Source organism: Scatolibacter rhodanostii, from assembly GCF_900197595.1.
Classification (GTDB): Bacteria; Bacillota; Clostridia; order Oscillospirales; family Acutalibacteraceae; genus Scatolibacter; species Scatolibacter rhodanostii.
In genome coordinates this window covers 960,893-976,547 of the sequence record NZ_FZLO01000001.1, presented here as the reverse complement: position 1 = coordinate 976,547, position 15,655 = coordinate 960,893, and the positions used below count along the sequence as shown (strand labels likewise).

Sequence of the window (15,655 nt, the reverse complement as noted above, 5' to 3'; positions counted from 1 at the left end):
GGTCTTAAAATAGTTTAAATGCATAAGATTAAATACCTGCTGCATAAAATGTTTTCTTCTGAGAAATAATGCTCAGAGAAACTACTTGAAAAGTGAAATGCGGTAGGTGTTTACTTAAATTATGAGGCAATCCAAAGGATGATTCGGAGGATTGTCACTTTGAAAAGGATGGGAATTTTAATGGCAGAAAAACAATATTTTGTTACTGAAGAAGGTCTTCAGGCGTTAGAAGAAGAATTAGAGTATCTAAAGACCGTGAAAAGAAAAGAAGTCGCTGAAAAAATCAAAGTGGCACTTTCTTTTGGTGATTTATCTGAGAACAGCGAATATGATGAGGCCAAGAATGATCAAGCCATTGTAGAAGCCAGAATTGCTGACTTAGAGATTATGCTAAAAAGCACCGTAGTGATTGATGAAAGCGAATTGACTGATGAAAAAGTTCATATTGGTTCAAAGGTCGAAATCGAAATTATTTCTCCCACAGGAGAAAAATCAATGCGTGAGTTTAAGATAGTGGGCTCTAATGAAGCAAACCCTCGAAAAGGAAAAATTTCAGATGAATCTGCAGTCGGCAAAGCGCTGATTAATACCACAATCGGAGAGCATATCAAGGTTGAAACACCTGGTGGACTTTCAGAATATATTGTGATTAGTATTTCTCGATAAAAAAGGGGAGCATTTAGCTCCCTTTTTTTCAATTAATTCGTCATTTATCTCTAGCCGAATTTGAAAAAATATGCTATGATAAATAGATACAGCTTATATTCTCTAAAACGGAACAAATCTGATGATTGTTAATATAGAAAGGAACTTTAAAATGGCAGAAAATAAGGTAGAACCCATCTTGAATGAGCAAGAGGAAGAGCAAATTATAAAAGAACTTTTGATGATTCGCCGTGATAAATTGTCTAAAATGCGTGAAAACGGTGAAGATCCTTTTGCGGTCACTTCCTTTGATGTTCAGCATAAAGCGCAAGAAGTTATAGACGGATTTGAAGATAAATTTGAAGGACAAATTGTGAAGGTTGCCGGCAGAGTAATGAGCCGACGCGGCATGGGTAAAGCCATTTTTATGGATCTACGTGATGTGTCTGGTAAAATTCAATTGTATGCTAAAATTGATATTTTAGGAGAAGAAAACTTTCAAAAGCTGCTTTCTTTTCTGGATATTGGTGATATTGTTGGCGCTGAAGGTGAAGCTTTCCGTACCAGACGTGGCGAAATTTCTGTGAAAGTTTCTTCTGTTCAAATACTTTCTAAATCTTTGCTTCCATTACCAGAAAAATATCATGGCTTAAAAGATACAGATGCTCGCTATCGTCAGCGCTATCTGGATTTAATTATGAATCCGGAAGTGAAAGAGACTTTCATCAAGCGTTCTAAAATTATTTCTGCTATTCGTGAATATTTGGAGAATAGAGAATTTATTCCAGTGGAAACACCGGTGCTGCATACACAGGCTGGCGGGGCGGCTGCCAGACCTTTCATTACACATCATAACACACTGGATATGGAACTCTACCTGCGCATTGCATTGGAGCTGCACTTAAAGAGATTGATTGTTGGTGGCTTTGATAAAGTCTACGAAATTGGCAGAACATTCCGTAATGAGGGAATGGACACTCGTCATAACCCTGAATTCACCATGCTTGAGCTGTACCAAGCTTATACTGACTTTGAAGGCATGATGAATTTGACAGAAGAAATGGTTCGTTTTGTGGCGCATAAAGTAATGGGAACTGGCCTGATTCAGTACGGCGATATTGAGATCGATTTGGATAAACCATTTGAAAGAATTACCATGGTGGATGCGGTCAAAAAATATGCGAATGTTGATTTTAAGACCATTTCTACATTAGATGAGGCTAGAAGATTGGCAGACGAACATCATATTCAGTATGAAGAAAGACACAAAAAAGGTGATATTCTCAATCTTTTCTTTGAAACCTATTGCGAAGAGAAATTGATTCAGCCTACTTTCTTAATCGGCCATCCGGTAGATATTTCACCACTGGCTAAAAAGAATCCGAGCGACCCTGAATACACAGAGCGATTTGAATTGTTTGTGGTGGGCAGAGAGCACGCCAACGCGTTTAGTGAGCTGAATGACCCGATTGATCAGCGCGGTAGATTTGAAGCACAGGCCGCTCTTAAGGCTGCCGGTGACGAAGAAGCCTGTGACGTAGATGAAGATTTCTTGACTGCTCTGGAATATGCTATGCCCCCAACAGGTGGTATGGGTATGGGTATTGATCGTTTGGTGATGCTGTTGACAAACTCAGCCTCAATTCGTGATGTGCTTTTATTCCCGACGATGAAAACGAGGGAATAAGAAATGCCTGCAAAACCGCATAAATACTGGGTTTGCTGAAATTGGGAAAAGGTATACTACAACTTTTTTGCAACAAATGAAAAAAATATGCATTTGAGAAACTGAAAATACAAAATAGAGATGAGCCAGTTGATTGTAAAAATATCAGTTGGCTCGTCTTTTTCGTATGATTTTTCGTGTGCAGGGTTTCACATAAATGTCGATTTTCTTGCCCCCAAATATCGCATATACTATACTTCTAGTTGTGGAAGATGCGCTTTACAATGGAAATTAATGTTTTGATAAAAATAATCCGAAAGGATTTGGGACTATCCCAGAAAAAATTTGCTGAAAAACTTCATGTTAGTCTTTCTACTGTTAACCGATGGGAAATTGGTCATGTGACGCCTAATCAGCTTGCAATAGCCATATTGACGGATTTATGTGAGAAAAAACATGTGAAGCCTATGTTATTATAGGAATTGAAAACACAAAAGTACTGAGAGGGATTACTTTATAGCTATCAAAAAGAGTGAGATTTACAGCCAGATATGGGCTGCATGTGATAAATTTGCGGCGGTGTTGATCCCGCACGTTATAAAGATTATATTCTGACAATGCTGTTTGTGAAGTATCGTTTCAGATTGTTTTAAAAGTAGAGGAGCCTTCTGAAAAATGCCATCCGAGTCATCGGCAAGTACTCCCCAAAAATGTACTAACCCAGTATGATAAACAGATTGAAACGCTGCAAGGTTGCATGGTTCTTCTGATTGAAAAACATGCCAAGCAAGAAGCGGCAATGGAAGATTTTGAGGAACAGTAACAGGAGATAGCATCAGGAATCCGGGAGCAGAAGTTGAAAAAGCTCAAATTGGTACAGAGACAAAAGGTGGCTGACAGTTATGTCCGGAGGGTTGCTTGTAATGAGTAAAAAATAGAGTAGGAGCGGGGCAGTTTTCCCTACTTCTGTGTATGGAATTGTTAAAATTAAAGCTCTCAGATAATCTGAGGGCTTTAATTTTGGCGGTTTCCATTTGTTCTTTTTTTGTACAAAAATATTAATTGTAATTGTTCGATATATGGAATATAATTATATATGATTAAAGTCAGGGGTATGTTATCAAGGAAGGTGCAAAATGGAATATATTACAGCGCAAGAAGCAGCAGATAAATGGGGAATAACTCGTAGAAGAGTACAGATCCTTTGCTCCAATGGACGAATAGATGGTGCAATAAAAATGGCTAATCTGTGGGTGATTCCCAAGGATGCAGAGAAGCCAGAAGATGGCAGAAAATACAAAGCTGGAGGTAGTGATGGACAAGATTAAAGAGTTACAAACTCTGATTGCGAAATTTGAAGAAAATCTAGATTACTACCATGACAACAGAAAACATTATAACGAACATTCTTGTAGAATTGAATATATTGATCCATTTCTCAAATTGTTAGGTTGGGATGTGTCTAATGAAAAGGCATTATCGCCCCAATATAGAGAGGTTATTGCAGAAGATTACTCTACCCAAACAGATCGTCCAGACTATTCGATGACATTAAAAGGGGTATCTAAATTTTTTATTGAAGCAAAAAAGCCAGCAGTTGACATTTTAAATGATAGTGCCTCGGTTTTTCAAGCTAGAAAATATGGCTGGAATGCAAAGCATAAGATAGTTGTGTTGACTAACTTTGAATATTTAGTTATTTATAACACAACTTACGTTCCTAAGGATGTGGAGTCAACGTCTGTTGCGAGATTTCGTCAATTCCATTACAAAGAATACATAACAAAGTTTGATGAGATACGAGAAGTTCTCGACCGTGATAATGTATACAATGGGAATTTCGATCAGTTTTGTGGTAAAAACTTTCCAGAAGGAACAGCACATAAACAACAAGTTGATGATTTATTTTTGGGACAAATCAATCAATGGAGATTGTCTTTAAGTAATTTTTTGTATAAGACCGCGGAGAAATATCGTTCTATTGGAAAACTAAATGATGTGGTTCAGGAATTCATAAATCAGATTGTGTTTTTAAGAATATGTGAAGATAAGAATCTACCATTGTACCATAAACTTAAAGACACAATAAATAATGAGGCTCTTATTAAAGAAAAATTAGAAGAGCTTTTTCGCGCTGCTGATAGAAGATATAATTCCGGGATGTTTGAGGGCGAAAATCTTATTTTTGACTTAAATAATCAAATTATAATAGATATAATTGAAAGTTTATATTATCCGCAAAGTCCATATTTGTTCAACATCATTGAACCAAATTTACTTGGAAAAATATATGAAGTATTCCTTACAGAGCAATTGTCTGTATCTGATGAAGGAGAAATCGAACTCTCTAAGAAAAAAGAATGTATTAATAGATCTGTTGTTACGACTCCAACAGAGATAGTTAAATATATGACGGCTAAAACACTAAATGAACTATGTGAAGGTAGAACTCCAGATGAAATTAGGCAGTTAAGAATTGCGGATATTGCTTGTGGATCGGGTATATTTTTAGAAGAGGCATACAATTTCTTAATTCAGTATTGTGTTAACTGGTATCAAATTTATCAGCCAGGTTATTTGATAGAAATAAGTGGAGGTCGTAAAAAATTACCATTAGAAGATAAGAAGAATATTTTGTCATCATGTATATTTGGAATTGACATAGATATTCATGCAGTAGAAGTTGCTAAGTTTTCTTTGCTTATAAAGTTGATTGAAGATGAAACCAGTCCGTCAGTAGAAGCATCTAATCCAATCTTACTTAATTTAGATAAAAATATTATACACGGAAATTCTCTTGTAAGTAATCAAGAAGTTTCATATTATTCTCCTAATACGGAGGAATTAATTGAAATTGCACCTTTAGACTGGAAAGTAGTCAATGATGGATATCTGTTTGATGCGATTATAGGAAATCCCCCATATGTTAATACAGAAGGATTACATGGATTGTTGCCCGCTAAGGAGTTTACTTTATATAAGAAATACTATCAAACAACGTATAAACAGTTTGATAAATATTTCTTGTTTGTTGAGAGAGCATTACAAAAAGTAAAAGATGACGGTTATGTATGTTATATAATTCCGAATAAATTTTTTAAAATTGGTGCAGGCCAAAAATTAAGAGAGCTTATATCTTCAAATAAGTATTTGATTTCATTAGATGACTTTGGAGATGCGCAACTTTTTTCGGATAAAACCATATATAGTTCCATCTTGTTATTACAAAAGCATACCCATCCTCAATTTCAGTATGCAAAAGTTAAAACTGCAGCAGCGCTATGGTCAGGAGAAGAAAGCTATTCGGTAACGCTTCAAAGTGCAATTTTAAACGAGTTGCCTTGGAGATTAAGTGATGATTTCATTTTTTTGAATCTTTTAAAAAAACTTGATGGAGTTTCAGTACCAATTACAAAATATGTAGATATATTTGGAGGTATACAAACTAGTGCTGAAACTAAAAAAACATACTGGTTCTCATCTTCCGAAATTGTAGATGAGAGCGAAAAAACCTTTACTTTTAAAAGGGATGGTAAAAAATATGTTATTGAAAAAACAATTCTAAAACCATATTTTAAGCCTGTAAAAAAAGCTGAAAAGGGATTGAATTCTTATAGCATATTGACAACAGATAAGTGGATTATATTTCCTTACGATACAGAAGGACATTTGATACAACAACAGGAAATGATAGATAAGTATAATGGCACATATCAGTATTTGCTGGATAACTATGATGAGCTTGTTCCATCAGGAATTGCGCCACAAGGAAAGCGGAATGTACCGCATGCTACGGCTGATACTTGGTATCACTATGGAAGAAGTCAGCATTTATCTTCGTTTTCAAATCGAACCAAATTAATAGTTGGTATTATGAGTCAGTCCCCAATGTATGCGTATGATACTAATGACATGTTGATTTCAGTTGGAGGAACAGCGGGGTATTGTGCCATAAGTAAAAAAGAGGATAGCAAGTATGAATTGGAGTATATTCAGGCATGGCTTACAAATTCACATACAGAACGCATCCTTCAAATAATTGGAAGTGATTTTGAAGGTGGTTTTTATGCAAGGGGTATGGATGTATTAAAGACACTCACAATTGTAGATCTTGATTTTAACATTACTAGTCAAAAAGTATTGTATGATACAGTTGTTGCAGAGACACGAGAAATATACAGTATTAATAATCAATTGAAAGAGGAACCTGAAAAAAGGGTCGCAAGTGTTCTACAAAAAGAAAAAGATAGACTTATAAGGTCAATTGAATCAAAAATAGATAAGATATATAGGCTTGAATATTAAAGGACGGTACCGCATGAAATTAAAAAAAGACAGCACAGAGCAAAAATTAAGAGGAGCATATTATACGCCATCGCAATTAGCTAATGCTATGGTGGAGCTTTTTGCTGCCGAAAATATCAATAAGGTTTTAGAACCAAGTTGTGGTGATGGAGTTTTTCTTGATAGTATGCATGAACAACATCTATTAGAAAAAGTGGGTATATTCACAGCGGTTGAATTGGACGCAGTAGAAGCTGAGAAGGTAAAATATAAATACCAATCATTAAATAATGTTGAAGTTGTTAATGATGATTTTTTCAATTTCTATGATCAAAATGTAGCTAATGATCAATATGACTTGATACTTGGGAATCCGCCATATATTCGATATCAATATTTAACAGATTCACAACGTGATATTTTATCTGCAATACTTACATCACATGGAATGAAAGCGAATAAACTTATTAACGCTTGGGTGGGTTTTCTGGTGGCTTGTACACAAATGCTTAATGACACTGGCCGAATTGCTTTTGTTGTACCAGCTGAAATATTGCAGGTTGCTTATGCAGAAGATCTAAGGTTATTCCTTTCAAATAAGTTTTCAAGAATTACACTTATAACATTTGAGAAATTGGTTTTTCCGGAAATTGAACAAGAGGTCATATTGTTTATAGGCGAAAAGGGTGGAGAAGAAAAAGGTATTCGTATCATAGAGATGAGTGATTTAAGTGGATTTTCTACACTTGATCTTCATTCTAATGGCTATCAAAAAATGCAGCATGTAAAAGAAAAGTGGACTAAATATTTTACGACTTCTGAGGAAATTAAAGTTATCCAAACAATTAAAAAGGATGTCAGATTCGCGCCTTTTTCAAACTTTGGCACGATAAATATAGGAGTTACGACTGGGCATAATGATTATTTTTCAGTCGATAAAGAGATTTGTAAGAAATATGAACTTGATAAAGTAACCCTTCCATTGATCGGGAGAAGTTCGCATGCACATGGAATTTACTTTACAAATGAAGATTGGATTAAAAATGTTGAAGAAGGAAAAAAAGCTAGATTAGTAGTTTTCCCTTCTAAGGAAATAAAAGATTATCCAGCAAAACATACAAAGTATATAAAACTTGGTGAAAAAAACGATGTGAATAAAGGGTATAAGTGTTCTATTAGGGATCAGTGGTACGTGGTTCCATCAATATGGATTCCTGATGCATTTTTCTTAAGACGTAATAATTTGTATCCTAAATTCGTATTAAATCGATGTGGAGCGATTTCCACAGATACAATGCATCGTATGAAACTTAATGAAGATGTAGATGATGAGATATTACTTTTATCATATTATAATAGCATTTCATTTGCATTTACTGAAATATGCGGAAGAAGCTATGGCGGAGGAGTTCTTGAAGTTCTGCCGGGTGAAATGGGAAATATCATGTTGCCTGTTATTAAAGAATTTCCAACTAATAAAAAAAGAGAATTACTTGACAAGATAGATACTGTTGTCCGTGCAGACGGGAACATCGAGGAAGCATTGGATTTAGTCGATGAGGTAGTTCTTATTGAACATATGGGGTTAGATAGAGAATTGTGTATATCCTGCAGAAATATCTGGAAAAAGCTGCAGAGTAGAAGACTAGGAAGAGGATAGGAGGATTATCATGTCATTACAAGATGAAATAGAAGAGAAATCAGGCAAAATATTTAGAGATTCTTATCAGATGTCAATTGGAGAATTAATAAATCTTTATCGTGATGGTGAAATGGATATTCATCCCGAATTTCAACGTGTCTTTAGGTGGAATGACTATCAAAAAACCAAACTTATTGAATCTATTATGCTTAATATACCCATCCCCTCCATATTTGTTAATCAAAATGAAGATGGTGTATGGGATATTATTGACGGAGTTCAAAGACTTTCTACTATTTTTCAGTTCGTTGGTATATTTAAAGATGAAGAAGGTGAGCAATTGCCAGCCTTAGTTCTACAAAAGACGGATTACCTGCCATCTTTTGCAGGGGTGGAATGGACAAACACTATTCCTGAGCTATCGTTTACAAAAGAGCAGCAGCTGTTTTTTAAGCGTGCTAGAATAGATATCGTTATTATGAAAAAGGAAAGTGACCCGAACACAAAATATGAATTATTCCAACGGTTAAATACAGGAGGTACTAAGCTCAGTGATCAAGAAGTGCGAAATTGTTTGATGATTATGACTAAGAAATCATTTTATGAGTTTACATTAGGTCTTGAGCAATTGGAATCCTATAGAAACTGTATACCAATAACAGACAGAAAAGCTGATGAGCAATTCAGAATGGAATTAGTATTACGATTAATGGTAGCAAGATATATTGATTGGGATAGCATAGGACAATATTCAGAATTCTCAGAATTGCTCGATAAAGAAACATTGAGGCTTTGTGAAATTGATATAGATTATAAACAGTTCTCAGAACACTTTAATGGAACTTTTAATTTGTTATATGGTGTTTTAGGTGAGGATACTTTTAAGAAATATAATGGCACAAAGCATTCTGGGCCGTTTTTAATTTCTGCGTTTCAAGGTATAGCCGTTGGTGTGTTCTTAAATATATCGAATATCATAGCATTGGAAAATAGCGGATCATGGCTAAAAAATAAAATTCAAGAATTTTATTCGGAAGAGGTATTTTTGAAAAACACTATCCCCGGTGTTAAAGCTATTCCGAGATACAAGGAGCTATCTTTATTTGGAGTAGAATACTTTAAGCCATGAAAATCAGAACAATTAGTGAATTACAAGATGCAATTGATAGAGAGATGGCATGGAGAAAACGTGAATTGACTGCAATTAAAGCTAATATCAGTCAGGCTAGGTTATTTGCTAAGGATACTGCTCTCCGATCTGGCATTGCATTACTTTATGCTCATTGGGAAGGTTCAATAAAAAATATTGCTGGCTATTATTTGTCTTATGTATCAAACTTGTCTTTGCCGTATAACAAATTAACGAATAACTTTCTTGCGGTTTCTATAAAAGAGAGATTAAAACAATTTGAGGAAACCGGAAAAACAACTTTGCAGACGTGTATTGTTAATGAAATATTTGAAAGTTTTGATAAAAGGTCTTGCATTCCTCAAGAAGGAATCATTAAAACAAATAGCAACCTAAACTCTCAAATTTTCATAGAAATAATGGCAACCATTGGTTTGGATTGTACGCAATATGAAAGTTCTTATAATTTGATTGACGAGGTTCTTCTGAACATGAGAAATAAAATAGCTCATGGGGAACGAATTGAAACTTTAAGTCTCGATGAGGAACGATATAATGAAATTCATGATAAAATTCTATTATTAATGAACATGTTTGCAACTCAGGTTTCTAATGCAGCAGTGTTAGAAAAATATCTTGTAAAAGTACAACAATAGAAAATTTCAAAGTAATTATAAAAAAATATCTAGGCTTTGATAGAGAGAGGGGTGAACCTTAGTTTGGACTTGAATGATGTAAAGACTATTATCCAAGATTTTTTTCAAGAAAACACAGTTACCATTATTGGTTCAGGCTTATCAGTAGCTGAGGGAATACCCGGGATGGGATCTTTATCAATAGAATTGCAGGACAAGCTACCAGATAAAATCAGTGAAAAAGCTGACGTGGACAATTGGAAGGCTATATCAGATAGATTAAAAGTAGGTGAAGGCCTTGAAGAAGCACTTCATAGTCAAAAACCAACAAGTATTGTAGAAGAAAAAATAAGAGAAACTACGGCGGCATTTATTCGGTCTGCTGAAAATGAGGCTTTAAATAATGTTTTGTCGGGGGCTAAACAATTTCGACTTTCCGACTATTTACAAAAATTTAACATAAGGAACAATGGATTAACCGTTATAACCACCAATTATGATAGACTTGTTGAATATAGCTGCGAAATGAATGAAATCAGAGTAGACACATTATTTGTTGGAAAATTTATTTGTCAGTTCTCTCCCGATGAAAGTAAATATTCTTTTTGTAAAAGTATTTATAAACTAAAAGGACAAAGTCGAGTTGAATATTCACCCAAAGTAACGGTTTTAAAACCCCATGGATGTTTAAGTTGGTATCACATTAATGGCTGTGCATGTTCAGTTCCTCATTTAGAAAAAAACAATTGCTTAATTATTACTCCGGGTATCAATAAATACAGAGAAGGATATAATGAACCGTTTGATACACATCGTGCACGAGCCAACGCGGCAATAGACACTGCTTTGAGATACATAATTATTGGTTATGGATTTGGAGATGATCATCTGGAGACTCATTTAATGCGTCAATTAAATTCAAATAAACCTGCGTTAATTCTTACTTATTCATTATCTGATAAGGCAGTGAAAGTAGTAAAAGGGTGTAAAAATGTTATAGGAATTTGTAATCGAGATAATGGAACTTTAGTTATAAATAAAGACGGAGAAAGCTTCTTTCCAGATGTAAATTTATGGGATATTAGAGAGATGATTAAGGAGGTATTCTAATGAGTAGTCAAATATCATTCGCTGAAAATGAATTATTGGGTAGTGTTACTTATGTTGATACAGCACAAATTATTGTTGAAATAGAAAACTCTAATATTATGGGTCAGATTAGTGTGGGTAATTTGGTTGCTATTGAAACAGGAAAGAAACATCAGCTACTCATTTCGTTAATTGACAAAGTAACAAGAAAGTATATAGAAGATTTTGAAGATGAAACCACGGAGGAAACTGATATCATGGTATCTTCTGCAGATTATGTTAAAGTTAATATAATCGGAACTTATCATATGGTATTAGGAGAACAAAAGAATATTTTCAAGAGAGGCGTAGATCTATTTCCACAGATTGAAAGCAAATGTTATTGCATTTCAGGAGCCAATTTGCAAAGTTTTATGAACTTGCTCAGCAATTCAATTCAATCTGAAAAACAATTAAAACTTGGCACCTTTATGATGGATAACAATGCTAAAGCGGTACTTGATGGTAACAAATTTTTTCAAAGACATGCAGCAATTTTGGGAAGCACGGGTTCCGGAAAAAGTTGGTGCGTAGCCAATATCTTGGAAAAGGCAAGCGAGTTAAAATATGCCAATATTATCGTACTTGATATGCACGGAGAATATGGCTCCTTGACCGAAGGGAAAGATAAGATAGCGGAATCTTATAAAATTGCTGGACCAGGTGATCTGGAGAAAAATCAAAAGAACATATTATTTTTACCCTACTGGCTATTAAACAGAGAAGAAATGTTGTCAATGATACTTGATCGGAGCGATTCAAATGCTCCCAATCAAGCATCTCGTTTTACTTTGCACATTCGTGATTTAAAATTGGAAACTTTGAGTAAAGAAAATAAGCATGATATCGCCAAGACGTTTACGGTTGATTCGCCAATTCCTTTCGATATGAAATCGCTTATAGAAAAACTACAAGATGATGATACTCGAAAAGGGGTTGGAAAAAATAATGCTCCAGTAAAAGGTGATTGGGAAGGCAAATTAACACGATTTATTTCTCGATTGGAAACCAAGATCGCAGATAAAACGTATGGGTTTATGTTCCAACCACATGTTGGTACAAGAAACTATACTTGGCTTGCCGAAATGTTATGTAATCTTTTAGGTTATAATGATTCTCAAAAAGGAATTAAAATAGTCGATTTTTCAGAAGTTCCATCAGATGTTCTGCCGGTTGTAACAGGAACATTAGCAAGATTACTATATGATGTCCAATTTTGGATGGAGGCAGATAAAAGGACACCATTTACGCTTGTTTGTGATGAAGCACATCTATATTTACCAACTAAAGATGAAGCAGATTCAGTACAAAAGCAAGCATTATATAATTTTGAGCGTATAGCAAAAGAGGGCAGAAAGTATGGCGTTTCTTTATTGCCTGTAAGCCAACGCCCATCAGATGTTAGTAAGACAATTCTAAGTCAGTGTAGTAATTTTGTTGTTCTTCGCTTAACAAATGAAAGGGATAAGGGGGTAATAAAGAATCTATTGCCGGATTCTCTGAAAAGTACAATTGATTTCTTGCCGTTACTGGATGTGGGGGAAGCTTTAATAGTAGGAGATGCAATTCTTCTCCCAAGTAAGATTTTACTTGATAAACCTGAAGTGAGTCACAGGCCAGTAAGTGCTACAAAAGACTTTTGGGATGATTGGGATCAATTCAAACCAGATAATGATGCTGTACAACAAGCAGTTGAATTTTTGCGTAAGCAAAGCAGGTTATAGAGCAAATGAAGAGTATATTTTAAGGAAGATTACATGAGAGATATTAACGGAGATAATAATGGCACAATCTATGATAAAAGCACTACAGTTGTTCTAAACTCAGGTGAACAATATTACAAAGATACACTTGTAGAAAAAGAAGAAATTTCTATTAAAAAAATACTAATCGAAAAGATAGTAGAGGCAATGATTGGTGGAATACTTGCACTTATAGCATCGGGGTTAGGAAGGTATTTGTCATCTAGTCAAAGTATCGACTTGCAATTAAACGTACATTTAATTTTATTAGGGGTGTTACTTTTATGTGCTATTGGTGCATTTCTTTTAATTGTAGCATTTACAATAGACTTAGTACATATTTTTAAGTTAAAAAGAAACGGGAAGTTTATTGAATTTGTTTCCAAGAAAGATATGGTTAATACGATAATAAACCAATTTAAATTCGATGAAGTTAAAAGTAACATAAGAAGTGTTGGAAAAGTTTACAAAAATATTGACGGGAAAGTATTTCTAGTGAAGTCAAAAAAATGCCCGTTTTGTAAATCAAAGCCCATTGGAAATATGCATCTTATTCGTGATGTTGTTAATAGTGAATATATTTGGGTATGCTCCGAGCAGACATCGCATCGAATACAATTTGACTATAAAGAAAACTTTTGAATATTGAATAGGCTTATTATTAGAGGTATTGTTACTCAAAGGCACAACCAGCTTTACAACGCATTATTATTGGCCGAACAAGACACTGCGAGTCCATTGTCCTGTTGCAGCGGAAAGATGAGTGAAAAAAGTACAGATTAAGAGAGAGTAAAAAAATCAGTACGCAAGGGCGAGATGCCTTTGCGCTTTTTTCTGCTTTAATATGACAAAACCACAGGCTCTGTGAAGAGGCCAATATAAAGAACAAAAAGGTTAGCTGCCCCTGTCAATTCGAAACTGGACAGGGTGATTTGATAGTGTCAAGATTTTTTTGCAAATTGTATTTTAGCTGTTAGGTAGCCGGTAGTCATCTGGCTATGATATCAGAATGATTCTGTGATTTTACATAAGTTTACGGTAAAACAGCTTTAAATGTTGGCCTCACTTAGTAAGCACAGATATCTGCAGATTGTAATAGAAAAAGAAAATATATAGTAGCTGCTTTGACTGGTTGCTTCGTTGTAAGGAACAAATCTTACATGAGGGATAGATCGTTGATTATATTCCCCATGATAATTTTAATATGTTCCTGTGAGACATGATTATATTGTTCAAGTGTTGTCGCAATATCCGCATGCCCCATGATTTGTTGAATAACAGCTATATCCGTGGTGGTTTCACATAGTCTTGTACAAAATGTATGCCGGAGATTATGAACACTGAAATGTGGCAGTAGCCGAGGTTTTCGCTTCTCCGTTTTTGCTTGCTCGGTTTCCTCTAAATTAATTTCCTTGCAGATTGGGTCAATTGCCCGATTGATTGCATGTGCTCCAAGGAACGAGCCGAAACGGTTTCGGAAAACAAACCCATGATACCCTGCTAAAGAAAGTTCGGAATCAGTGGATACACGGCTGAGTTCTTCATGTAATAAATGAAGAGCTTTTGCAACTTTAGGAATTAAAGGTATAATACGAGTGCTGTTTTTAGTTTTAGGAGTAGAAATATGAAAGCCTGCATGTCCATCAATGACTCGATAAATCAAGCTGTGGTTGACGGATAGCGTGTTTGCTTCAAAATCCACATCACTCCAGGTAAGGCCAGTACATTCGGATACTCTCATGCCAGTACCAAGAAGTGTAACAAAAACGGGTAGCCAATGTCTATAAGTGGGGCTTCCTTTTATAAATTCTAAAAATTTTTGCTCCTGATCAAGTGTGAGTGCAATACGAGGAGGAGTTGTATTATTTCTACTAAAGCTGTGGTATACACCTTGGCTTGGATTTTTTCGAATTAAATCATCATCAACTGCTAATTCAAGGGTGGGGTGAATTAAATTGTTTATGCCTTCAAGCGAATTGATAGCAAACCCGGTTTCTAATAGCTTAGAATAAAAAAGCAGAATATCGCTTTTGCGGATTGATGGAAGCGGACAATTTGCGAAAGGAGCATGTTGGATGTACTGCTGCCATAGATACATATAATTGGCACGGGTTGATTCTTTCAGGCTTGTTTTTGTTTGCATGTAAGTATGGAACATATCATTCAAGGTGATACCCATGCTCTCTTGTGTTCGAATTCCATCTTCTAAATCTTTTATTATTTGTTTTTCTTTAATTCTCAAACTCGCCAAATCCTTGTCATAGACATATTTGCGTTTTCCGTTACACGTATAGAAGTAGACATAATATCCATCTTTACGTTGGCACTCACCTTTATGAAGATTGCGACCTTTGCGGTCTTTTCTGCCTTTACCTATTACGGGGTGCTCTTTAATGGCATCCTTGATATCTTTTGTAATCTTATTTTCCTTAGTTCTTAAACATAACAAATCCGTGTCATAGAGATATTTACGTTTCCCGTTACACGTATAGAAGTAGACATAACTTCCGTCTTTGCGTTGACACTCACCTTTTTGAAGAATGTGACCTTCGTGGTCTTTTCTAATTTTTGCCATTTCTTGGACCTCCTTAGAGTAAATAAATTATATATAGTGTTGTCAATGAGAAATAAATTTGTACATTAGCTTGTAAATAAAATAGTATGAATATATATTTTTTCTGCAAATAGTGGCGAAAAGTTTGTATTTACAAGTTTAATTTCTAAAGCTGTTTTAAATGAAATTACAATCGTACTTCAAGTTTGAAATTTATGAAGTACGATTGT

General features: G+C 34.9%; 12 protein-coding genes. 11 read left to right on the top strand and 1 reads right to left on the bottom strand.

Features of this window, described 5'->3' with window-relative positions:
* The first annotated feature begins 168 nt into the window (after window positions 1-168).
* From greA to CS931_RS04375, 11 genes are all read left to right on the top strand, one after another.
* Window positions 169-666 (top strand): transcription elongation factor GreA, encoded by a 498-nt coding sequence (greA, locus tag CS931_RS04425; RefSeq protein WP_242964902.1) that lies wholly within the window; start codon window positions 169-171, stop codon window positions 664-666.
* A 151-nt stretch (window positions 667-817) separates the two neighbouring features.
* Window positions 818-2,332 (top strand): lysine--tRNA ligase, encoded by a 1,515-nt coding sequence (gene lysS / locus CS931_RS04420; protein WP_200814934.1) that lies wholly within the window; start codon window positions 818-820, stop codon window positions 2,330-2,332.
* Between the two features lie 263 nt (window positions 2,333-2,595).
* Window positions 2,596-2,790, top strand: coding sequence for a helix-turn-helix domain-containing protein (locus CS931_RS04415; RefSeq protein ID WP_099204522.1), 195 nt, complete (start codon window positions 2,596-2,598; stop codon window positions 2,788-2,790).
* A 657-nt stretch (window positions 2,791-3,447) separates the two neighbouring features.
* The gene (locus CS931_RS04410; protein WP_099204521.1) at window positions 3,448-3,639 is read left to right on the top strand and encodes a helix-turn-helix domain-containing protein; all 192 of its coding nucleotides are present in this window, start codon (window positions 3,448-3,450) and stop codon (window positions 3,637-3,639) included.
* Window positions 3,626-6,616: an Eco57I restriction-modification methylase domain-containing protein gene (locus CS931_RS04405; RefSeq protein WP_099204520.1), complete on the top strand. Its 2,991-nt coding sequence runs from the start codon at window positions 3,626-3,628 to the stop codon at window positions 6,614-6,616. Before CS931_RS04410 ends, CS931_RS04405 begins: the two co-directional genes overlap by 14 nt.
* A 13-nt stretch (window positions 6,617-6,629) precedes the next feature.
* Window positions 6,630-8,255, top strand: a complete 1,626-nt coding sequence (locus tag CS931_RS04400; protein ID WP_099204519.1) for an Eco57I restriction-modification methylase domain-containing protein — start codon at window positions 6,630-6,632, stop codon at window positions 8,253-8,255.
* A 10-nt stretch (window positions 8,256-8,265) separates the two neighbouring features.
* On the top strand, window positions 8,266-9,366 hold the full coding sequence (locus CS931_RS04395) for a DUF262 domain-containing protein (protein WP_099204518.1): 1,101 nt from the start codon (window positions 8,266-8,268) through the stop codon (window positions 9,364-9,366).
* Window positions 9,363-10,022 carry an MAE_28990/MAE_18760 family HEPN-like nuclease gene (locus CS931_RS04390; protein ID WP_099204517.1) on the top strand — a complete coding sequence of 220 codons (660 nt, stop codon included), beginning with the start codon at window positions 9,363-9,365 and terminating at the stop codon, window positions 10,020-10,022. The genes CS931_RS04395 and CS931_RS04390 overlap by 4 nt, the downstream gene beginning before the upstream one ends.
* 63 nt (window positions 10,023-10,085) lie before the next feature.
* Window positions 10,086-11,111, top strand: coding sequence for an SIR2 family protein (locus CS931_RS04385; protein ID WP_099204516.1), 1,026 nt, complete (start codon window positions 10,086-10,088; stop codon window positions 11,109-11,111).
* A complete protein-coding gene (locus CS931_RS04380; RefSeq protein WP_099204515.1) occupies window positions 11,111-12,853 on the top strand; it encodes an ATP-binding protein in 1,743 nt (580 codons plus the stop codon). Before CS931_RS04385 ends, CS931_RS04380 begins: the two co-directional genes overlap by 1 nt.
* A 33-nt stretch (window positions 12,854-12,886) precedes the next feature.
* Window positions 12,887-13,513 carry a hypothetical protein gene (locus CS931_RS04375; protein ID WP_099204514.1) on the top strand — a complete coding sequence of 209 codons (627 nt, stop codon included), beginning with the start codon at window positions 12,887-12,889 and terminating at the stop codon, window positions 13,511-13,513.
* 514 nt (window positions 13,514-14,027) lie between these two features.
* Here the strand turns inward: CS931_RS04375 and CS931_RS04370 are convergent.
* Complete coding sequence (locus CS931_RS04370; protein WP_099204513.1) at window positions 14,028-15,446, bottom strand: site-specific integrase; 1,419 nt, start codon at window positions 15,444-15,446, stop codon at window positions 14,028-14,030.
* Window positions 15,447-15,655 lie beyond the last annotated feature (209 nt).